The 19,302-nt window shown below is 36.7% G+C and carries 20 protein-coding genes; 14 read left to right on the plus strand and 6 right to left on the minus strand.

What is annotated here, in order from left to right; translation table 11 throughout:
- Positions 1-198: 198 nt before the first annotated feature.
- On the minus strand, positions 199-1,362 hold the full coding sequence (locus tag I6F50_RS10665; protein WP_165741429.1) for a GGDEF domain-containing protein: 1,164 nt from the start codon (positions 1,360-1,362) through the stop codon (positions 199-201).
- A 487-nt stretch (positions 1,363-1,849) separates the two neighbouring features.
- Here I6F50_RS10665 and I6F50_RS10670 point away from each other — a divergent pair, with 487 nt between their 5' ends.
- Positions 1,850-2,974, plus strand: coding sequence for a DUF748 domain-containing protein (locus I6F50_RS10670; protein WP_165727961.1), 1,125 nt, complete (start codon positions 1,850-1,852; stop codon positions 2,972-2,974).
- An 87-nt stretch (positions 2,975-3,061) separates the two neighbouring features.
- On the opposite strand, the gene I6F50_RS10675 is transcribed toward I6F50_RS10670, so the two are convergent.
- Positions 3,062-3,871, minus strand: a complete 810-nt coding sequence (locus I6F50_RS10675; protein ID WP_165727960.1) for an ion transporter — start codon at positions 3,869-3,871, stop codon at positions 3,062-3,064.
- Positions 3,872-3,971: 100 nt separating this feature from the next.
- Here I6F50_RS10675 and I6F50_RS10680 point away from each other — a divergent pair, with 100 nt between their 5' ends.
- The 5 genes from I6F50_RS10680 (at position 3,972) to I6F50_RS10700 (ending at position 6,154) form a co-directional block, all read left to right on the plus strand.
- Positions 3,972-4,184, plus strand: coding sequence for a hypothetical protein (locus I6F50_RS10680; protein ID WP_007583226.1), 213 nt, complete (start codon positions 3,972-3,974; stop codon positions 4,182-4,184).
- 15 nt (positions 4,185-4,199) lie between these two features.
- Positions 4,200-4,481: a hypothetical protein gene (locus I6F50_RS10685; RefSeq protein ID WP_007583225.1), complete on the plus strand. Its 282-nt coding sequence runs from the start codon at positions 4,200-4,202 to the stop codon at positions 4,479-4,481.
- Positions 4,482-4,549: 68 nt separating this feature from the next.
- Complete coding sequence (locus I6F50_RS10690) at positions 4,550-4,741, plus strand: YwbE family protein (RefSeq protein WP_007583223.1); 192 nt, start codon at positions 4,550-4,552, stop codon at positions 4,739-4,741.
- Positions 4,741-5,259 (plus strand): DUF4240 domain-containing protein, encoded by a 519-nt coding sequence (locus tag I6F50_RS10695; RefSeq protein WP_007377587.1) that lies wholly within the window; start codon positions 4,741-4,743, stop codon positions 5,257-5,259. The genes I6F50_RS10690 and I6F50_RS10695 overlap by 1 nt, the downstream gene beginning before the upstream one ends.
- 433 nt (positions 5,260-5,692) lie before the next feature.
- The gene (locus I6F50_RS10700) at positions 5,693-6,154 is read left to right on the plus strand and encodes a hypothetical protein (RefSeq protein ID WP_010552920.1); all 462 of its coding nucleotides are present in this window, start codon (positions 5,693-5,695) and stop codon (positions 6,152-6,154) included.
- A gap of 20 nt (positions 6,155-6,174) precedes the next feature.
- Here the strand turns inward: I6F50_RS10700 and I6F50_RS10705 are convergent, their stop codons facing one another.
- From I6F50_RS10705 to I6F50_RS10715, 3 genes are all read right to left on the minus strand, one after another.
- Complete coding sequence (locus I6F50_RS10705; protein WP_165727958.1) at positions 6,175-7,434, minus strand: Y-family DNA polymerase; 1,260 nt, start codon at positions 7,432-7,434, stop codon at positions 6,175-6,177.
- Positions 7,422-7,835 carry a S24 family peptidase gene (locus I6F50_RS10710; RefSeq protein WP_165741208.1) on the minus strand — a complete coding sequence of 138 codons (414 nt, stop codon included), beginning with the start codon at positions 7,833-7,835 and terminating at the stop codon, positions 7,422-7,424. The genes I6F50_RS10705 and I6F50_RS10710 overlap by 13 nt, the downstream gene beginning before the upstream one ends.
- 81 nt (positions 7,836-7,916) lie before the next feature.
- Positions 7,917-8,336 carry a MarR family winged helix-turn-helix transcriptional regulator gene (locus I6F50_RS10715; protein WP_010552917.1) on the minus strand — a complete coding sequence of 140 codons (420 nt, stop codon included), beginning with the start codon at positions 8,334-8,336 and terminating at the stop codon, positions 7,917-7,919.
- Positions 8,337-8,471: 135 nt separating this feature from the next.
- On the opposite strand from I6F50_RS10715, the gene I6F50_RS10720 reads away from it, so the two are divergent.
- The 6 genes from I6F50_RS10720 to I6F50_RS10745 all read left to right on the plus strand — a co-directional run bounded on the left by I6F50_RS10720 (position 8,472) and on the right by I6F50_RS10745 (position 15,566).
- Positions 8,472-9,215, plus strand: a complete 744-nt coding sequence (locus I6F50_RS10720; RefSeq protein ID WP_165741207.1) for a siderophore-interacting protein — start codon at positions 8,472-8,474, stop codon at positions 9,213-9,215.
- 141 nt (positions 9,216-9,356) lie between these two features.
- Complete coding sequence (locus I6F50_RS10725; RefSeq protein ID WP_197176215.1) at positions 9,357-10,346, plus strand: LLM class flavin-dependent oxidoreductase; 990 nt, start codon at positions 9,357-9,359, stop codon at positions 10,344-10,346.
- A gap of 282 nt (positions 10,347-10,628) precedes the next feature.
- The gene (locus I6F50_RS10730; RefSeq protein WP_165741853.1) at positions 10,629-11,642 is read left to right on the plus strand and encodes a patatin family protein; all 1,014 of its coding nucleotides are present in this window, start codon (positions 10,629-10,631) and stop codon (positions 11,640-11,642) included.
- A gap of 419 nt (positions 11,643-12,061) precedes the next feature.
- Positions 12,062-13,468, plus strand: coding sequence for a sodium:alanine symporter family protein (locus I6F50_RS10735; protein WP_076924661.1), 1,407 nt, complete (start codon positions 12,062-12,064; stop codon positions 13,466-13,468).
- Positions 13,469-13,606: 138 nt separating this feature from the next.
- Positions 13,607-14,638, plus strand: a complete 1,032-nt coding sequence (locus I6F50_RS10740) for a patatin-like phospholipase family protein (protein ID WP_197176216.1) — start codon at positions 13,607-13,609, stop codon at positions 14,636-14,638.
- A gap of 505 nt (positions 14,639-15,143) precedes the next feature.
- Entirely contained in the window at positions 15,144-15,566 is a 423-nt protein-coding gene (locus I6F50_RS10745; protein WP_197176217.1) for a DUF4160 domain-containing protein, read from the plus strand.
- 436 nt (positions 15,567-16,002) lie between these two features.
- Here I6F50_RS10745 and I6F50_RS10750 read toward each other — a convergent pair whose 3' ends face one another.
- Positions 16,003-16,566, minus strand: a complete 564-nt coding sequence (locus I6F50_RS10750; RefSeq protein WP_007583197.1) for a YSC84-related protein — start codon at positions 16,564-16,566, stop codon at positions 16,003-16,005.
- Positions 16,567-16,715: 149 nt separating this feature from the next.
- On the opposite strand from I6F50_RS10750, the gene I6F50_RS10755 reads away from it, so the two are divergent.
- Together I6F50_RS10755 and I6F50_RS10760 are read left to right on the plus strand one after the other, a co-directional pair.
- The gene (locus I6F50_RS10755) at positions 16,716-17,927 is read left to right on the plus strand and encodes a tyrosine-type recombinase/integrase (RefSeq protein ID WP_007583195.1); all 1,212 of its coding nucleotides are present in this window, start codon (positions 16,716-16,718) and stop codon (positions 17,925-17,927) included.
- The gene (locus tag I6F50_RS10760) at positions 17,927-19,120 is read left to right on the plus strand and encodes a sodium:proton antiporter (RefSeq protein ID WP_197176218.1); all 1,194 of its coding nucleotides are present in this window, start codon (positions 17,927-17,929) and stop codon (positions 19,118-19,120) included. The genes I6F50_RS10755 and I6F50_RS10760 overlap by 1 nt, the downstream gene beginning before the upstream one ends.
- Positions 19,121-19,302: the final 182 nt, after the last annotated feature.

Consider the following 19,302-nt stretch of genomic DNA (forward strand, 5'->3'; position numbering starts at 1 on the left):
TTGTTCTATATTCACAAAAAAATCCGTAGTTAGTTTCCTAACTACGGATTTTGCATGATCGTTTGGATCGGTCAACCGGTCATTTTCTTAACTGATCGGCATTAAGCAATACGCCTCGTTTTTTTAATGCTATTTGCCTAAAGATGCTGCCGAAAATTCAACCTAAAAAGATAGGTAGGCCTTAGTAATAATGAACTTTTATTGACTTAATTCGCTTATATGAACTACCTGATTACGCCCTCTATTTTTAGCATGATAGAGTGCTTTATCTGCCTCATTTATTGCGCTTTCAATTGCGGTTTTATTACATTTAATATTTATTACGCCAAAACTTGCCGTAACATTAATTACTTTATCATTAAAATGAATCGGATTACTGGCGAGTGCGTTTCTTAGTTTTTCGGGGAATGCTTTAGCTGTAGGCTCGTCGTTACGTGCTATTAATAAGGTAAATTCTTCGCCACCAATTCGGCCAAACAAATCATCTGGATTTATGCAGTCTTGCATTATTTTCGCCGCTTCTACTAACACCACATCACCTCCTGCATGTCCAAACTCATCGTTTATTTTTTTAAATTTATCTATATCCCAATAAATTAAGCTTACGTACTTATAATTATTAAGTTTATCTTTTAGTTGCTCTTGGCTTTTATTATAAAACCCACGCCTATTTAAGCAGCCCGTAAGTACATCAGTCATTGCAAGATGGTTCATTTTTTCGGCTAAATCAGACGCCATTATGAATATTATAAATACGGCCATGCCTACATGAGCAGCAGGGACTGTCATAAAATTAATTAACGTATACAGCGCTATATATTCTTCATTTACTTGGCTACCTTGTAGTAACGCTATGCTTGCTGCAACAAATAAAAGTAATCCACATAGCGTATAAGTAATACTAGCGCCTATTTCAGCAGGGAGTGATTTTTGCTTATGCCTGAAAATAATAACCGCACTTAGTATCAGTAAGATCACATCGTAATACACATACAACGACATAAATAAGCCAACATGCACATTTATGGCTGTAAAATAATAAACAGCAGCAAGAGTTACTATTGCCGAGATGATTAAATAGCGAATTTTTATACTCGAATTTACCCTAATGCAATGCCCCCATGTACCAAGTAGCACAGAGCCTACTGAGAAGCTGCTTCCTAACATCCAATATAGTGTGTGAGAGTCAAATAATGGTTCTGCTAATATTGTTGCCCATTGGCATGCAGAGAGTGCGAATGCGATTGTCCAAAGCATGGCATATTGCTTTTTACCTAACGTAAACCACGACATTAAAAATATGACAGACCAAATAACACTGGTTAAAAATAGGGTAACTAATATATAAAAAACAGGGTTCATGTATTTTTATTCTTGTTTGCTTTAATTTTACTTTAGTAGATGAAAGCAGTTTATTCGAATCAATGCAGGTTATTAGTTGGCAAAAGTATAGATAGATAAGGATGGGAATCATTTCATTAAGCGGTGTATTTGAATAGTGGTATATCCCTTGCTGTAGTGACTGTAGTTTAGAGTTTAAGCTTATATGGCTTTGCTCTATTTGTAATTTTATACCTAACAGGTACTTAAGTTACAAATATTAGTAATTTTTACACTTTTATTTATGTACTTAATTAAAAAGTTTAACTAATTAGAGCCTGTTTATCTTTCGAGGTTAAATGTGCAGCCGTACGTTTGGTTTTTAGGTATGGTTGAGTTTATGTTGTGTGGTTGTTCTTCATAAATAGGCGATAACGCAGCATAAATGCCAAACATACGTTGCCCTACATAGAACAGAGTTTAATCCTTAAAGGTCAATAGGCCCTGGTTTTTAGCAAAGGAAATTACAATGCATTTTTCATCTACAACATTTCACACCAAATATTTTAAAGGTGTAATAGCGCTGATTGTATTGCTTATACTAATGCGAATAGCCGCGCCTTATGTAGTTCAATACTACGTAAATTATCAGTTAAAACATACGCAAGGTGTTACGGGGCATGTTGGTGATGTAGATTTGTTTTTATATCGCGGTGCCTACGCAATTGACGACGTTGAAATTTACGCTGTTGATGCAACTTCAGCTCCGAAGCCTTTACTGAGTATTCAAACTCTTGATTTTTCACTCGCGTGGTCAGCCCTTTTAAAGGGTAATTTAGTAACAAACATGGCCTTTACGCGTCCTGAAATAGTTATTTACGATAAAGACCCCAATGCTTCTGAGCAAAATAAACAAGTAAAAGACGAAACTACCTGGGTAGGGCTCGCCAATAACTTAGTACTGTTTTCTATTGATACCTTAACAATTGAGCAAGGAAAGTTAACCTTAGTTAATTCAACTAACAGCGGTGAAAATCCTACTTTTATATCAAGTATTAACGCCAAAATTGAAAATATAACGAATGCGCAAAACCTATCAAAAACACTTGTGACTACTCTAAACGTAGAGGGAGCATTAATGGGGCAGGCTGCATTAAAGCTTAATGGCAAATTAGACCCTTTTAGCAAACAGGCTAATTTTGATTTAAACGCAGAGGTACAGCGTTTTTCAGTTAAAAATTTAGACACTGTATTTAAAGTGTACACACCGTTTGATATTGAAGCCGGTGGCATTGATGGAGCAATGGAGCTTGTAGCTAAAGATAATAACTTAAATGGTTATGTAAAAGCGGGCGTTCAAAACTTGAGTGTGTTTTCGTGGCGTGAAGATATAGAAAAAGATGACGATGGAATATTTACGGCCATATTTGAAGGTAGTGTTGATTTGCTCAGCTCTATACTTGAAAACGATGAATCTAAGCTTGTAGCTGCACGTATTCCCATAGAGGGGCAATTGGATAATGCAGATGTATCGACTTTCCAAGCAGTTATTTCGGTGCTAAAAAATGCTTTTTTTGATGCCTTTAAAATGAAAGTCGATAACGTTATTTCTTTTGAAGATACAGATAATAAATCTAATACCGAGGGAAATTAAAGCGCTTTGGTAATTTTAGTTTAATTAGAATTTTAAACGGCACCCACTTTTTAAACTTTAAGTGGGTGCTTTAGTACTCTGAACAGATTAGTTTTTGCGGTTACTCAAAAGCTCTTTAAGCTCAGCAATTTGTGATTGCAGCTCGTTTACTTGCCCTTGCGTTGCAGGTAATGAGCTATCATCTGCGAGCTCTTCTCGTGCTTTGCGGTGCTCCTCACTCATAACTTCTAAAATGGCACCTACCATCATGTTTAAAAATACAAATGCGGTTAAAAATATAAACGTAAGGTAATAAATCCAGCTTAGTTCGTACACCGCCATTGTTTCGTACATTATGTCGGTCCAATCTTCAAACGTCGCCACCCTAAATAGGGTGAGCATAGAGATTGATACGTCTTGCCAAAGTACGGGGTTTATTTCCGCAAACATCATGCTGCCCATTGCAGCGTATATATAAAAAATAACAAACATTAATAGGGCTATATAACCCATTTGTGGAATGGCTTTAAGCAATGAGTTAACTAATAAGCGCAGCTCTGGGATCATCGATACCAATCGCAGTACTCTAAATATGCGAAGTAGACGAGCAATTAACATAGTAGAGCCAGCAGCAGGATATAAACTGCCCAATACTATGATGGTGTCGAATATGTTCCACCCCTTCGAAAAGAAGTGTTTTATGCCTTTGCTTGCAACATAGCGGATTATTAGTTCAATTAAAAAGAATGCGGTAATACCAACGTCCATCCAATTTAGAGCAAGCTCTACGGTAGGATGTAGTGAGTAAGTGTGCGCACCTACTGTAAGAGCAGAAACAATAATTACAGCTATAACAAATGATTGAAATATCTTGCTTTTGTCTATACGCTGAAACAACTTTTGTAACTGCGACATCATAGAAATAGATCCTTTGGAGATTAAGATTTTATGGCGCTAATATACAATAATATTGTAATAATTTAACGCTTTTTCGATATAGAAAGTGTAAGGAAATTTAATGTTTATCAATAAACTAAAAAGTAGCGCATTACTTATTGTTGGATTATGTGTTTTAGCTGGTTGTAGCTCTGACGCGCGTTTTCATGAAGTTCAATCGGCGCGCCTTGATGAATGTAACTATAAAGCCGACAAAGAATATTACGAATGCCTAGATAAACAAGACTCTAACTACGAAGAGTTTAAAAAACAGCAACAAGCAGAAACTAAATAGGTAATCTTTATATTTATGACTAAAACTCAAAAGCAGCGCGATAAGCACATTCGACTAGCACTTACTAATGCATGCGAGGCAATAAAAGAAAGCGTAATTGGTTTTGATTATCTAACGCATACCATCGATTTAAATAACGAGGCCAATACGTTAAAAGTACAGTGCTATTTTAACGATGATATAGCCCTTGAAAGTGCAAAACCGCAACTTAACGAATTAACAAATATAATACTCAAAGAGCTTACGAGTATTAAGTTGAACGCAAAACCAGCACATATTTCATTTTCCGCCAATTAACAGAGCTTTTGTTGGTTTGATAGCACATGGACGTTATAATTAGATAAATTATTTTTAGGGTTTAAATTATGGCTGTTCCTACGCGTTCGCAAATTTCACCAGGTACCACAGTAAATATTGTATTAAAAGAAGATCAACGCAGCGGCACATTAACCGAAGGTGTTGTTGAGCGTCTTTTAACAAAATCACCTAATCACCCACACGGCATTAAAGTACGTTTAGAAGATGGTCAAGTTGGCCGAGTAAAAGAGATTTTATAATGGCAGCGTTAACAGAACAGGCTTTTTGGGAATTAGTAACAACGCCTGATTTAGGGCTCGATCCGCAAAGTGTGAGCGATAACCTAAAAACTAAACTTAATGATTTAAGCGATCAACACCTTATTGATTTTGATAAGCATTTTGGCATACATATGCGCAAGTGTTTTACCTGGGATTTATTTGGTGCCGCTTTTGTGATGGCTGGATGTAACGACGATTACGGCTTTAGCGAATTTAGATGTTGGTTAATTTCGCGCGGTAAAACAGTATTCGAAAACGCCTTAGAAAATGCTGATTCGATAGCGCAGTGTACACCCGTTTATTACTTAAACGAGCAGCCTTATCCGTACATTGATGAGTATGACTTAATAGCCGGTTTATTATTTGAAGAACGCAGTGAAGACGAATTGCCGTTTATCCCATCTGGCAGTGATGAACCCAAAGGTAAACGTTTTAAAGACAAACCTAAGTTTTTAAAGCAAAGCTACCCTTTATTATTTGCAAAGTACTGGCAATAAAATAAATACCAATTCGTATAACTAGTTAAACAATCTAATGAGTTCAATTGACCCTTACAATTAAGCGCATTGGTATAAATCGTTTTGTTGTTTAAGTACGTATTAAATAAAGTGCTTAACAACAAAATGGTTTGTAATGAGTATCTAGGGCATGTTTACCTTTGGTGGTTGAATTTGTTCAATCCAAGAAGGATTTAATCGCGGCGCGAAATTTGTAAACTAGTGGGCTCGACAACAGCTCCTGGGTTATTCTAGTAAGAATAAGTAAAAACCGAGCAAAGCTTCCGCGTCCTACTCACGCGCTCGCTCCTGTAATACGACTTCTCTCCTTTTATAGTAAATCTCTGTTATAGTTGTTAAAAGTTATAAAAGCTAAGTGATTAGGCATTTTGCTATTATTTAACACGCTGACTCACGAGGATACACCCACGAAATGAAATATTTAACACTCGCTTTATTAACTGTCGCTTTTACAAGTGCAAATGCTTTTTCTGAGCCGAGTAATAAAACACGATTTATACCGTTTTTAAAGTCAAAACTGGGGGCATACGAAGTTGTGTCGACCAATTCAGGGTTATGCGTTAATAGCGATTTGAGTTTGACAGACGAAAGTGATTTAAGTGCAGGTTTTAAACTTGGAGAACAAATTGTATTTGGATCGCTCCACAATGGTACTCGCACTATTAAAAAACCAAACTTTTGTTTTATAACCAGTACGCTTAAATATAAAAGTGATGGCCTTGAAAACGGTTTAAGAATGAGCCGTTGTGAAAACCCTGCAAACGAAAAAACAATCAGTCAAAGTATCAAATTCTTAGCTGATAACACACTAAAATACACATTAAGCGAACCTAGTGTAGAGTGCACATTTAAAAAAGCAGACGAGAGCAAATAAAGCATCTAGTAAGTAGTAAATCATTCGCAGTATATTTTAGGGATATCGCGCCAACGCGTAGTGTACTGCGGCGATAAAAAATCACGGTTCATGTGCCATCGGTCATTTAATTTACTGCTTGCAAGGCTGAGCATCCCTTTTCCGTATCGATTGTTAATTGTGTCTAGGCATTGCATAAGCTTTGGATTATCAGGGCTCTTATTAAATAAGTCATTTTGCTGAAACTGTTCTGATATTAGCTCTACCGCGCCCACACCACACTTATAAAACCGAACTCCCGGTTGGTAAATATTATTAAATACCTCAGATACAGCATTAGCCATCACGCAGGTGTCGTTAGTGGGTGAGGGGAACTTATATACAAACGACTTTTTATAATATCTGTTTTCGTGCGCGCCACTGGCTGCAAAAATATAAAGCTGGTAGGTGAGCGAACGTTGCGCTCTTAGTTTATTAGCCACTGTGGTTACATGGTTAATTAGCGCCGTTTTAAGGGCTGTTGGCTCGCATATGCGCTCTCCAAAACTACGGGTCGAATAAATCTCTCGCTTGTCTTGTCGTACATCATCCCAGTTTAAACATGTTATCCCGTTAAGTTCGCTTACTGTACGTTCAACAACCACACTAAATGCACGGCGCATTGCTTTAGGGTTTTGCTGAGCAAGGTCCCAAGCGGTGTGTATATTCATTATTTTAAGCTTTTTAGCTAGTCGCCGGCCTATTCCCCACACATCTTCGCAGCTCATTCTTTGTAAAATAGCTTGGCGAGTTTGCTCGCTATTTATTACTGCAACACCATTAAAGCCACTGAGCTTTTTAGCGGCATGGTTAGCGGCTTTTGCTAAAGTAGGGGTCGGGCCAAAACCAACACCTACAGGAAGCTTTGTTTCGCGCCATACTGTGCGCCTTATTGTATGGCCGTATTCATGCCAGTCTTTAATTAATGATGTGTAGCCATTAAAGTGCAAAAACGATTCATCAATACTGTATATGTGCTGTGTATCGCAAAAGCGGCCAATAATATTCATCATTTTGTCGCTTAAATCAGCGTAAAGCTCGTAATTACTAGAGCGAATAACAACGTTATTTTGCTCAAGTAAATGCTTAACTTTAAAGTACGGGCCAAATTTAGGAATATTTAAGCGCCGAGCAATAGGACAAATAGCGCATACACAGCCATCGTTATTGGTAAGTACAACCACGGGTTTGGAGCGAATAGCAGGGTCGAATACTTTTTCGGCACTGGCATAAAATGACACAGCATCAACTAAGGCATACATTTTAGTAACTCTGGGCTTTGCCTGTGCATTCTTATTGATAGCGTTACTACGCCTTCTAGCTGAAATTCGTCTGAAGAGGTTAGTTGTACAGGCTTATGTAAAGAAGAAGCCGAAAGCAGCCTCGCATTGGTTTTATCAAGTAGTTTGCATACAAAAAGACCATTTAAGTTAGCAACAATAACGTCACCATTTTCTGCAGGCTCTGCACGGTCGATAACTAATAAGTCCCCTTCAAAAATTCCGACTTCTTGCATAGAGCACCCCGATGCAATACCAATAAACGTAGCATCTGGATGCTTTATTAAAAGCTCATCAAGGGTTACACCTAGCTCGGTGTACTGCGCTGCGGGGGATTCAAAACCACACACGCCTGCTTCTATATAAATGGGAATGACAAACATAACACAACCTAAAACGCATATACTGTATAAGTGTACAGTATATGCGTTTTGTGTAAGTTATGCCAAGAAATGTATGGCTGATCAATCCATGTTTTTGATCATTTGTTGTGCGGTATCTAAAAAGTCTTTGATTTGTTGAGGGTTTAAGTTTTTACACATTTGATTATTTATTTTTTTCTCTGAGGCTAATAACTTATCAAAAAGAACTTTACCTTGCTCTGTGAGCGACAAAATAAAGCAGCGTTTATCGTGCTCACTCGCCTGTTTATTAATTAAATTTAAGCCAATAAGATCTTTAATTAAACGTGCTATTTGCGCTTTGTCGCGCTGTGTTTTAGTAACTATATCGTTAGCCGTACAGTTATTTACGTTCGCGATAATATGTATGCAGCGTACGTGCATAGCATTAATACCAAGTTCGCCTGCGTTAATTGCTTCACGAATTGTGACACGGTAATTTTGCATTAGTTCAAACAGCGTATTTGATAAAGGTGTATTCATAGAACTCTCAATATGGTTGACAAAGTCAATTAAATTGTTATAGTTGATTTTATCAACCAATGGGGCGTTGTGCAATGACTGCTTTTATAGCAGTTAATTATTTAAACCTAAGTTTTGTAAACGAGGTGATTTAAAATGGGTAAACAAGTTCGCAAAGCAACAGTATTAAGCACTGAGCAAATTACACCGCACTTACAGCGCATTGTTGTAGGCTCAGACGATTTTGCAGATATAACCTCCGCGCACATTGGTAATTATGTAAAAGTACTGTTCCCAAAAAATGGTGAAGTAGATTTTAACTTAAAAACAGCGTGTATGCGATCATACACAATAAGGCATGTGGATGCGCAAACCGGCGCACTAACGCTTGATTTTGTTATAAATATGCACCAAGGCCCCGCGACTAACTGGGCTAAAATTGCAAAAGTAGGCGACGCGCTAGGTATAGCTGGACCAGGCCCTAAAAAATTAGATAATTACGCGCACCCTCATTATATATTATTGGGCGATTTAACCTCAGTAAATGCTATAAAAGGCTATGTGCAGCAGTTACCTGAAGCTGCAAAAATTGATGCATTTGTACATGCCCCTACTGAGCAAGACATTATCGATTTAGAAACAAATCGCGATATAAACTGGTTAATTACCAATAATGCCGATACAGCAATGCTAAGTGCACTTAAAAATTTGCACATTACAGAGCAGCCACCTATTGTGTTTATGGCACTGGAGGCAGGCCTTGTACGTACAGTAAAAACATTGCTAACTGAGCAACTTAATATACCGCGCGGTAATATTGTATCCTCTGGTTATTGGAAAAAAGGCGTAGACTCAGAAGGCTATAAAAAGCAGCGCCAACGTGATGCACAGCTTGCCTGAATACCTTAGAGCAAAATAACATATACCTATTTTGCTCTAATACCTCTGCGTAACTTGAATTGACCTAATAGCAGACCCATTTAAGTGTTTTATGCTAATGATGTAATCCATTATTAGTATGCATTTTTAGGAGCTGCTATTTTGTTAACTTCCATTCCTTTTTCGTTACTCGAACTTGCCCCCATGATCAAAGGGGACAGTGTTGCCAACACTCTTCATAAAAGTACTAAATACGCACAGCGAGCAGACGAGCTTGGCTTTAATCGCTTTTGGCTTGCTGAGCATCATAATATGCCTGGTATAATTTGCGCTGCCACTTCTATTTTGGTTGGCCATATTGCAGGTAATACCAAAAAGATACGCGTTGGATCGGGCGGTATTATGCTGCCAAACCACTCCCCATTAGTTGTTGCTGAACAATTTGGTACGTTAGAGAGCTTATATCCAGGGCGAATAGATTTAGGACTAGGGCGCGCACCAGGCAGCGACCCTGTAACGAGTCGTGCATTAAACAACGATATGAGCCGTGCAGAAAACTTCCCGGGTGAAGTAACTGAACTGCAAACATTGTTAGGTCCTTACAACGGTACGCACCCTATACGTGCTATACCGGGTGAGGACACAAACGTTCCTATTTGGTTATTAGGCTCGAGTTTATTTAGCGCGCAACTAGCGGCGCAAAAAGGGTTACCGTATGTATTTGCAGGACATTTTGCACCGCGCTTCGTGCACGATGCAATAGCGTTGTATAAGCGCGAATTTAAAGCATCAAGCGACCTTGATAAGCCATACGTAATGCTTGCACTGCCTTTAGTGGCAGCAGACACCGACGATGAAGCGCAATACTTGTCGACTACTTCTAAGCAACGTGTGCTCGAACTGATACGCGGTAACGAGCTGTGGCTAAAACCACCTGTTGAAAGCATGGACGGGTTATGGAGCGAACAAGAACGCGCTCATGTAGAGAACTTTTTAAGTCTAAGCGTAGTAGGCGGACATGTAAGTATTAAACACAAGTTAGAGATGATAGCGAAACAGCTAGAAGTTGATGAGTTTATATTTACCAATGATGTATTCGATAGTGAAAAACGCCACCGTGCACTCGAAATTTTAATGGAAATAAAGCACTAAAATATAGTTAGTTAAGCAAGCGTACACTCTGGGCTTGTTAACATACAGACATCATCAAAAGTTAAACTTTTTTAACTCATTTTATTAACTTTAAGTGATGTCTGTATTTGTTATTTAAATATTCAAAGTAAATTTGATTGCTATTTTTAGTATATATTTTGCTTTACATACCGTTCTGTTTTTTCAATCGAACTGATTTAAATAATCAATTTTAAGATATCACTTTTATTTTTTATAATGTATGTATTAAACCAAACATCATTAAATAAAGGTAGGTTCACCGTGAAGTCTCTAAATTGCGCAACAGCTAATTCAGTTAACAAAACAGCGCAACCAAAAGTTGCACTGATTGCTGAAGGTGGCGGGCAGCGAGGGATCTTCACAGCTGGCGTACTTGATGCGTGGTTAGAGCAAGAATATGACCCATTCGATTTATTCATTGGCACCTCTGCAGGTTCGCAAAACTTAACTAGTTACTTAGCGCGTCAAAAAGGCTATGCCAAACGCCTAATTAGAGGGCTTTCGCGTAACAAACGTTTTTTTCAGCTTGGTCGCGGATTAGTGGGTAAACACATAGTTGATTTAGATTGGTACTTTGACAAAACCACTGAGGTAAAAAGAGCCATAGATTTTAAAACAGCTAAAACGAGTTTGGGCGCGCGTGAGCTACTTATAACAGCCACTAATGCACGAGACAGAAAAGCATATTACTTATCGCCAACAGGTGAGAGTGGCCAATGGCGTGATTTGTTAAAGGCTTCTAGCGCACTCCCGTTTTTATACAAACAAGGTGTAAAGTTAACACCTTGGTTAAACGCAAAAGCAGCTAACGAAATACACCTTGCTGAAGAGCAAGTACAGAGCGATTTTTATCTAGACGGCGGTTTAGCAGCTCCATTACCAGTACGTGAAGCTTACAACCGAGGCGCTCGTAAGATTGTAGTAATAAGAACGGTTGACGCTAATTTTCAAGCGCAATCTGCATGGGTACAAAAGCTAAGAGCATTTGCTATAGCATCAGGCTATTGTCCAAAAACATTGGACTACTTGATACAGCATGAGAAAGCGTATTTAGATGAGCTTGAGTTTATTGCAAATCCACCAAGTGATGTTGAAATAATACAAATTTTTGCAGACGAAAAACTGCATAGCAAATTATTAGGTAGTTCAAATAACGATTTACGTTTTGATCATAAATTAGGCTTAGATGCCGGTCGCTCATACTTAGCAATGCAAAATTTACAGATTAACAGCAACAACCATTACAGTGCACCTACACAATACAGCTATAACTAATTAAATATAATTACAAAAAAGCGCATAACTTTATGCGCTATTTTTTTGCCATTCTTAATCCTCATTACGCCTCATATAAACCTTACTGCATCAAAATAAAAACTATTGCATCCCGCACCTATGCGCAAAATAAAATACTGAATCTTAAAAAGATATTATTGATTTTTTAACTAATCAATATAAAGTGTAGGTGTGATTTATTATTCACATTTATAGAAATAAAATTCAATGTTAAATGTGCTTACTTACAGATTATTAAACACCAATACACACTTCACTATCGGGTAAAGCCAAACTTAAACACTATTATGTTTAACGCATAATGAGCTGCCGGAGTTTTAAAGTTGAGTAGCGCTACATGCAGAGTTTAAAGTCGGTGCTAACATAAAGTAAAAGTATAAAATAAAAAGGGATTAGTAATGTTCGATACCGTCGTCAAAAGTGTAAACAACCTTTTATGGGGAGAAGGTCAGGTACTTATTTATATACTTTTGTTTACAGGTATATGGTTTTCGGTACGACTAAAAGCAATTCAAATACTTAAATTTAAACATATGTTTAGCCTTTTAAAAGGCAGCAGTAAATGTAAAAAAGACGACATTTCATCATTCCAAGCGTTGTGTACAGGGCTTTGCGCACGAGTAGGGACAGGTAATTTAGCCGGTGTGGCAGTGGCAATTTCACTTGGCGGCAGCGGCGCTATATTTTGGATGTGGGTAATCGCCATATTGGGCATGGCTACAGGCTTTGCCGAAAGCGTACTTGGGCAAGTATATAAAGTGCGCGATAGTGGCGGCGAGTTTAGAGGCGGCCCTGCGTATTATATTCAACAAGGTTTGGGTAGCCGGGCGTTTGCAATTGTGTTTGCCGCGTGTTTGTTTTTAGGTTACGGCTTTACGTTTAGCGCAATGCAAACTAACACAATTACCGACGCGCTTAATTACGCGTTTGAAGTTCCTACATTTTATTCAGGTCTGGTTATTACCGTACTCGCAGGCTCAATTATACTCGGTGGCTTTAAAGCAATTGCCCGTTTTGCAGAGCGTGTTGTGCCAATAATGGGCATTGTGTTTGTACTTGCTGCCGTAATTATTACTATTATAAATTTCACGCAAGTACCTGCCATGCTTAAAGATATATTTTTATCAGCATTTGGTTTACAAGAAGCCGGAGCGGGTGCAATGGGCGCAGCAATTAAAAACGGTATTCAACGTGGTTTATATTCTAATGAGGCCGGTGCAGGTAGTGTTCCGCATGCTTCAGCAAGTGCCAGCCCAATTCCTAATCACCCAGTAACGCAAGGTTACATACAAATGCTAGGCGTATTTTTCGATACAATCGTACTGTGTAGCTGTACCGCCGTTATTATTTTATTAGCCGATATAGACATTAGCGGCGAAATGGAAGGCATTCGTTTAACACAAAGCGCGATGACCGCTCACTTAGCACAAGGTGGTGTTTACTTTGTTGCAGCTGCAATTACCTTATTTGCATTTACATCGGTGGTGGCAAATTACGCCTATGCAGAGAGTAACTTGCACCTCTTTAAGCTCGACAACAAAGTAGGGCGCGGCATTTACACTTTGCTTTATTTATCAATGATGTTGTGGGGCGCATCAGCTACGTTAAAAGAAGTGTGGGATTTAGCCGATATTGCCTTAGGGCTAATGACAGTAGTTAACGTTATCGCTATTATACTGTTAACGCCGACTATTTTGTCTGTTACCAGCGATTACCACGCACAAAGAGACAAAGGTTTAGAGCCCGAATTTAAAGTAAAAGATGTAAAAGTACAGGGCAAATGCGAAGACGGCATTTGGGACTGATTAACGTATTTTAAGCACTTTTAACGATAAAAAGCGGTTTTATGGCAACATGAAACCGCTTTTTGTTTTGAATAATTATTCACTTTCAGTTTTAAATAAACAACTAAAATAATCAATAATAAAGGCACAGTTTTTTAGATGATAGAGATTCACGCAGGTAAAACCGCAGCAAAAATAATAAACGAACAAGGCTTTAAACCAGAACTTTTCACCTCATTTTTAGGCGCAAGTGGTGGCCCAAAATGGTTTACGTTATTTGGTTTAGATAAATATATTTTTGGTGAATTTTTTAAAAACCGAACTCAACCACTTAATTTAATTGGCTCATCTGCCGGCGCTTTTCGCTCTGCATGTTTTGCACAAAACGATCCTGTTGCAGCCATTGAGCGCTTAGCAAAATCGTATTCGCAAACCCGATACTCAAGCAACAAACCAACACCAAATGAAATTACAATAAAAGCGCGCGCTTTGCTTGAAGATGTTTTTGGCGATAACGGCGTAACCGAAATTATAAACAACCCCGTATTTAAAGCGCACTTTATTGTGGCAAAATCGAATGGCTTTATTGCCAGCGAAAATAAATTAATACAGTTAATGGGTTTATCAAAAAGTTATATGTTAAACCGCGTTAACCGAAAATTATTAGGCTCGCAATATGAGCGTTTTATATTTGGCCCAGCAACAAGCGACTTATCAATTACCGACAGCTACAATTTTAAAACACAAAACATAGCACTCACACAAACAAACTTAAAAGATGCATTACTTGCATCGGGTTCAATACCACTTGTTATGCAAGGCATAAAAAATATTGCAGGCTCGCCGCAAGGAATATATCGCGATGGCGGAATAATTGATTACCACTTTGATTTAAAAATTAATAACCCAGGACTTATTTTATATCCGCATTTTAATTCAGAGCCAAAAGCAGGGTGGTTCGATAAAAATTTAAAACGTAAAGTGTCACCACTCAATTACGATAATGTAGTGATGATCACCCCATCAAAAGAATTTATAGCAAGCTTACCTTACGGAAAAATTCCAGACAGGAATGACTTTACCGATCTCGATACCGATACACGCATTAAATATTGGAATACCGTTTTTAGTGAAACCGAAAAATTGGCTGAAGCGTTTGATACTAAATTGAAGTTAAATATAACTTTATAAAAGGCATGTAAAATGAGTTTAAGAATAAACTTAGAAAATAGAACTTAAGCTGAAATAGATAAAGAACCTGATATATGTTCAATTTGTGATAAAGCATAAATGCCTGTTAGAATATTTGTAACCATAACCAGTGAATTATAAAATTAGAAATAGTAATGAAATGCATGAATAATAATTGTACATCGATACAAAGCTCAATATTAACAAAAATATAAAGATGAAATGGATCATAATTAGATCAGTATTAGTGGAGTCTATAAAATATAAATTAAAAACCAAACGGTATGGTTCTTATATTTAAGATATTTAAAGTCCATAAATTACGGTATGGAAAAACATAATAAATAATAAAAATAATTATTTATTAATAACTTAGCATTACTGTCCTTGTTAACAGTAATGCTTGAGTATACTTTTAATCTTCATAAAGAAGTGTAATTTATGGTTTATTAAAGGTACAGTTTGCTGATAAAATCGAGCTATATTAAGGTAAAAAAGGATTTATATGTCTTTTAAAGGAACTCGGTGGTTTTACGAAGATTCACCAGAAGAACTTAGTTCATTAGACGAGTTATGTGAGCATTTGCATTCATTGTTATCATCATCGACTGAAGTTGACGATGACCGTGATCCCGATGGGGCTATTCTAATAGAGATGAAACATCTAGTCGAACGTCTAGGTAGTTTAAAAATTGAAATTTATTCCAATGAACATCCACCTCCGCATTTCCATGTAATAACACCTAATTCAAATGCATCGTTTAGACTTGATAATTGCGAGCTGCTTGAAGGAAATTTACCTAATAAGTATAAGAGAAAAGTTGAATATTGGTTTTATGAAAAAAACGCAAAAAAAGCTTTAATTTCATTTTGGGATAAAACAAGACCTACTAATTGCACTGTGGGGAAATATGCTATACCTGATTGAAATAATAATTTATTAAACTTTCATAAATCATAATTAGAAAAACTAAAGGAAGATAAATATTGAACCCGTTAAAAAAAAGCAAAGCAAACTTCAAAAGAAAGGTTGCTAATAAAACAGGTATACCAACAACTAAATCTGGCAGAACGAGGAAAGCAAATAAATTAAAACAGTATCTTATATTAGGGGTTATTATATTTTTACTATATAAATTTAATACCTGATAAATTTATAAGAGTTAGGGTTATATTCAGTATTAGTAATATAACAACTGTCAGTTTTATTTTAAATTAGTAGGGACTTATATAACGTGAATACATAATCATAGAACGCCTTATACATCACCACCCATAAATTACGTTATGTTAAATTGGTTGGGTTTTAATAAAGCGAGCGTGATTATACAAACCAGCTCGCTTTTAGGAGAGTAATTTGGTGGTTAATTAAGCTCTGAATCAACCCAAAACTTAGTTCCCTTTAATACAGCTTGTAGTGCAAGGCCATTTTCGGTTACAGAATATACAGTAACTTGATCTGCAATCGCTTCGGCAACTAGTGCACCGCCTTTATCTTCATATTTTGCTGCTGCATCAGCGTTTCCGCCAAATGCCCAACCATGTTCAATAAATCTATTTAGTGCAGCTTGGTTATGAAAAACCATTACAACGTTAAAATCTTTAACGCCTAAACCAAGTCCTAAACCGGCTTCGCCCATATTCATGTAAGTCGATTTACCTGTGAGATTATTTCTAACAACACCGTAACCACCGCCAAAGCTAGCAAGCACTACATTTACATTTGCGTTATCGAATACAGCATAACCAGCAGAGTTAGCAATTTGTTTTTTAACATCAGGTTTTTCAGCGTATAATTTATCTAATGTGTTTGCTTTCATACTTTGTACAAGTGAACGTTTTTCGCTTGGCGATGCACTACCTGTAGTAGCACACCCAGTTAACGCAACAGTTAAAGCAAGTACACTTAGTATAATTAGTTTTTTCATAATGTTTTCCTTAATAAGATATAGCAACCAACAACCATAGAATAATCACGATATTAAAATAATTAGAACTTTACTATGTCCAATACTAGACAGTATCGGACTTTAACGTTATTCTGTAAGTCTATTATTTAATTGAATATTTATACATTATGCTTGTTGCTTTGGTTGATACGTTAAAACAATTAAGATATCAAATTGCCCATCTAGATGACGGTACTTTAAATTCAGAATACCCAGAACTTGCATCCTTTATACAGGAAATTGGCTTGACTGTAACTGAATCAAAAGCCGATCTGACATTCTTGTATCAGTTTTTATATGTTTATGGCCGAAAGTCAGAAGCGACTTATAGTCGTTTTCGAAATGAGCTTGAACGCTTTTATTTATGGTCATGGTTAATAGCAGAAAAATCAGTATTCGATTTAAAACGTGAAGATATTGAAGCTTACGTTGATTTTATGGTCGAACCCGATAAAGCATGGGCTGCAACTTCAGTGCAATGGCGTTATAAAGATGAACAAGGAATTCGTCGATTAAACCAAAACTGGCGCCCTTTTATGCTTAAAGAATCCATTGCTAGTCAGCAAACTTTATCGTCTATGTTTACTGCTCTAAATGTATTTTATAAGTTTGCCTTACTAGAAGAAAAAACATTTGCTAACTTTGTCCCTGTTGTTAAAAAAAATAGTCCATACTTAGTTGTTCAATCACAAATTCAAATTCCAGACACATTAAGCGATATTCAATGGGAATACGTTTTTGGTGTAACGCGTGATTTATGCGAACATAACCCTGATTTAGAGCGAAACTTATTTACGCTTGCCTGCTTAAAAGGTCTTTATTTACGAATTTCAGAATTATCTGAGCGCCCACAATGGTCGCCGGTGATGTCTCATTTTTGGCAAGATAATGATGGCTTTTGGTTTTTACGTATAATGGGAAAAGGTAATAAATTACGAGATGTAACCTTAAGCGATGATTTTGTTGAATATTTAAAACGTTATAGACTATACAGAGGTTTACCTGCCCTTCCCCGTGTTGATGAATCAGATCCCTTGGTTCATAAAATTCGCGGGCAAGGTGGTATGACCGTAAGGCAAATTAGGCGTTTAGTTCAACAAAGTTTTGATTATGCACAGCAATCATTACTTGATGATGGTTTTAAAGATGATGCTGAACAACTTGGCGCTGCAACTGCGCATTGGCTTCGCCATACTGGTGCAACTCATGATGCGCAAACCAGACCGCTTAAACATTTATCGGAAGATTTAGGTCATTCTAAAATTGCGACTACCGATCAAATTTATATTCAAACAAATATTAAAGAGCGAGCAAAATCAGGACTTAAAAGGAAAATTTAATGGAGTATTTAGTAATAGCATTTATAGGCGGGTTATTTTTAATTTATTCTTTAACACTTCGCCAGTTAGAAAAAACAGAAGTAACAGGCCCAATGTTTTTTGTTGTTGGCGGAATATGTTTAGCTTTAATGCTACCCAACGAAGGGCATAAAATAAAAGAAGGCGTTGATCTTTTATTACCATTTATAGAGCTTACGCTAAGTATATTTTTATTTTCTGATGCAGCTAAATCAAAGCTAAGTGTATTAAGGCATAGTTTTCAGTATCCTAGTTTACTGTTGTTTGTTGCCCTACCCTTAACTTTATTACTCGGTATTGCTGTTGCTTTATTTTTCTTTGCTGAGCTTTCACTTATTCAAGCGGCTTTGCTCGCTATTATTTTAACACCTACTGATGCGGCATTAAGTAAAGGGTTACTAGCAAGTACACAAGTGCCAGAAAAAATTCGCGAAGGAATAAATACTGAAAGTGGTTTGAACGATGGATTATGCGTACCCATATTTTTAATATTTATATTACTCGCTAAAAATCCTGATTCAGCTATTACCGCAACACAAACATTAAGTGTGTTTGGACGAGAGCTTGGCTTGGCTTTATTAATAGCTATTACAAGTATTGCTGTTTTTATACCGAGTTTAAACTTTGCAATGAAACGTCATTACTTTGCACAAAATACCAGTCCATTTTTATTACTCGGTTTTGCAATGGCTGTATTTTCTGTCACTCAGTATTTTCATGGCAGTGGTTTTATTGCGGTGTTTATTGCAGGCTTATTATTTGATAAATTTTCGACCGAAGAAGTTAGAACAGAATTAATTGAAGACTCAGAGCACATAGCAGATTTCACATCGTTAATGATTTGGTGCTTGTTCGGGTTTGTTTGTGCTTACTTAGTTATTCCTAAATTAAATACTGAAATTATAATTTACGCTTTGTTAAGTACAACATTGATTAGAATAACTCCAGTTATGCTGTCTCTGCAGTTTACGGCATTGAGTATTAAAGAGCGTTTTACATTTGCGTGGTTTGGGCCAAGAGGATTAGCATCAATTGTTTTTACATTGATGGTGATAGATACGCAAATAGAAAACAAATATCAAATAGCGACAATAGCAATGACGACTATTCTGTTTAGTGTATTTATACATGGTATTAGCACTAAACCTATTGCTGATAGTTTTGTTAAAAAATAATTATTTAAACTAGATAAATTAAGAATACGTATTAAAAAAGGCGTAACGGTTATTTTCATCACTGATGAAGTTAATCGTTGCGCCTTTTTGTATTTAATAAATAATTTACTAAATTTGTATTTAGATAAAACTATTTAAGTACCTCTTATATAAGTGATCTTATTTAAGTACTCTTATTTTAT

This window comes from Pseudoalteromonas sp. NZS127_1 (genome assembly GCF_015864295.1).
Classification (GTDB): Bacteria; Pseudomonadota; Gammaproteobacteria; order Enterobacterales; family Alteromonadaceae; genus Pseudoalteromonas; species Pseudoalteromonas arctica.

Bases quoted from the DNA above. Each gene is read 5' to 3' on its own strand.
- I6F50_RS10760 (WP_197176218.1), top strand. From the start codon at position 17,927: ATGGAGTATTTAGTAATAGCATTTATAGGCGGGTTATTTTTAATTTAT.
- I6F50_RS10745 (WP_197176217.1), top strand. From the start codon at position 15,144: ATGTCTTTTAAAGGAACTCGGTGGTTTTACGAAGATTCACCAGAAGAA.
- I6F50_RS10710 (WP_165741208.1), bottom strand. From the start codon at position 7,835: ATGTTTGTCATTCCCATTTATATAGAAGCAGGCGTGTGTGGTTTTGAA.
- I6F50_RS10680 (WP_007583226.1), top strand. From the start codon at position 3,972: ATGTTTATCAATAAACTAAAAAGTAGCGCATTACTTATTGTTGGATTA.
- I6F50_RS10735 (WP_076924661.1), top strand. From the start codon at position 12,062: ATGTTCGATACCGTCGTCAAAAGTGTAAACAACCTTTTATGGGGAGAA.
- I6F50_RS10695 (WP_007377587.1), top strand. From the start codon at position 4,741: ATGGCAGCGTTAACAGAACAGGCTTTTTGGGAATTAGTAACAACGCCT.
- I6F50_RS10705 (WP_165727958.1), bottom strand. From the start codon at position 7,434: ATGTATGCCTTAGTTGATGCTGTGTCATTTTATGCCAGTGCCGAAAAA.
- I6F50_RS10670 (WP_165727961.1), top strand. From the start codon at position 1,850: ATGCATTTTTCATCTACAACATTTCACACCAAATATTTTAAAGGTGTA.
- I6F50_RS10690 (WP_007583223.1), top strand. From the start codon at position 4,550: ATGGCTGTTCCTACGCGTTCGCAAATTTCACCAGGTACCACAGTAAAT.
- I6F50_RS10740 (WP_197176216.1), top strand. From the start codon at position 13,607: ATGATAGAGATTCACGCAGGTAAAACCGCAGCAAAAATAATAAACGAA.
- I6F50_RS10700 (WP_010552920.1), top strand. From the start codon at position 5,693: ATGAAATATTTAACACTCGCTTTATTAACTGTCGCTTTTACAAGTGCA.
- I6F50_RS10755 (WP_007583195.1), top strand. From the start codon at position 16,716: ATGCTTGTTGCTTTGGTTGATACGTTAAAACAATTAAGATATCAAATT.
- I6F50_RS10675 (WP_165727960.1), bottom strand. From the start codon at position 3,871: ATGATGTCGCAGTTACAAAAGTTGTTTCAGCGTATAGACAAAAGCAAG.
- I6F50_RS10685 (WP_007583225.1), top strand. From the start codon at position 4,200: ATGACTAAAACTCAAAAGCAGCGCGATAAGCACATTCGACTAGCACTT.
- I6F50_RS10715 (WP_010552917.1), bottom strand. From the start codon at position 8,336: ATGAATACACCTTTATCAAATACGCTGTTTGAACTAATGCAAAATTAC.
- I6F50_RS10665 (WP_165741429.1), bottom strand. From the start codon at position 1,362: ATGAACCCTGTTTTTTATATATTAGTTACCCTATTTTTAACCAGTGTT.
- I6F50_RS10720 (WP_165741207.1), top strand. From the start codon at position 8,472: ATGGGTAAACAAGTTCGCAAAGCAACAGTATTAAGCACTGAGCAAATT.
- I6F50_RS10750 (WP_007583197.1), bottom strand. From the start codon at position 16,566: ATGAAAAAACTAATTATACTAAGTGTACTTGCTTTAACTGTTGCGTTA.